The 1,105-nt window shown below is 45.4% G+C and carries 2 protein-coding genes; both read right to left on the bottom strand.

Features of this window, described 5'->3' with window-relative positions:
- Positions 1–389, bottom strand: a 389-nt coding sequence (locus BFJ94_RS25255; protein WP_162944429.1) for a hypothetical protein, incomplete at its 3' end; no start/stop codon positions are given.
- A gap of 23 nt (positions 390–412) precedes the next feature.
- Positions 413–1,057, bottom strand: a complete 645-nt coding sequence (locus BFJ94_RS25250; RefSeq protein WP_120463954.1) for a response regulator transcription factor — start codon at positions 1,055–1,057, stop codon at positions 413–415.
- Between the last annotated feature and the right edge of the window lie 48 nt (positions 1,058–1,105).

Genomic DNA, 1,105 nt, shown 5'->3' with positions numbered 1-1,105 from the left:
AACGGAGGAACCGTAATCAGAAATTCACTAAGCTGATATCCAACATATAGCAGGATCGCTGTCAGTCCCAAGCTGGTCAGTACGATTATCAGGAATTTCCAACGGATCGTGTTGACCCATTTTAATTCCGTGATCCCTTTATTTTTCTCGTTCGTTCTCCGCGTCAGGAGATAGTACAATATGATGAATAAGATAGGCCCGACTATACTCATGACCATGCGAGAGCCGTACTCTTGTACTAAGAAAATAATAATTCCGTTATACCGAGGGACCGTGATTAGAATAGAGCTTAGCTGATATCCAATATATAATAGAATAGCCGTCCCTAAGCCGGCCAGTACGATTGCCCATAATTTCCTTTGCACCGTAATGACCTTTTTTGATTTCATAGCAGTTCTCCTTCTCTGAAAGTTTAGAGGCGTTCCATCTTATATCCGATTCCCCAGACGGTCTTGATATAGCGGGGATTGTGAGTATCCTTCTCAATTTTCTCGCGGATTTTGCGGATATGTACCATGACGGTGTTCTTCGATTCCATGAAGGGCTCATTCCATACTTCCTGGTAGATCCTCTCCATGCTCAGCACAATGCCCTGATTAGATGCCAGCAGCTCCAGAATAGCGAACTCCCGCGGAGTCATCTGGACTTCTTGTCCATCCACAGTAACCTCATGCGTCGAGGTATTGATCACAAGATCGCCGATTTCAAGTTCGCTCTCATCCGACCGTTGCGGACCGCTGAATTGATGGTAGCGTCTGAGCTGTGACTTAACCCGGGCCATTAGCTCTAACGGGTTGAACGGCTTCGTCACATAGTCATCCGCACCGATGCTGAGTCCGGCGATTTTGTCCATATCCTGGCCTTTCGCTGACAGCATGATGATAGGCATATTCTTGCTCTCGCGGATTTTCATGCACGCTTCAATCCCGTCCATCCGTGGCATCATCACATCCAGAATAATTAAATCTACCTGATAACGTTCCAGTAATTCAAGGGCCTCCTGACCATCATTCGCTTTCAAGAGTCTGTAACCCTCGTTCTTAAGATATATATCCATTAGCTTAATAACTCAACTTTCGCAGAGCGAAAACTAGCCTTATTACAT

This window comes from Paenibacillus aceti (genome assembly GCF_003614185.1).
GTDB lineage: Bacteria > Bacillota > Bacilli > Paenibacillales > Paenibacillaceae > Fontibacillus > Fontibacillus aceti.
This window is presented reverse-complemented; position numbering and strand designations above follow the sequence as displayed.

What these genes read in the sequence shown, in the direction of transcription:
- BFJ94_RS25250 (WP_120463954.1), bottom strand. Translation starts at nt 1,057, where the DNA reads ATGGATATATATCTTAAGAACGAGGGTTACAGACTCTTGAAAGCGAAT.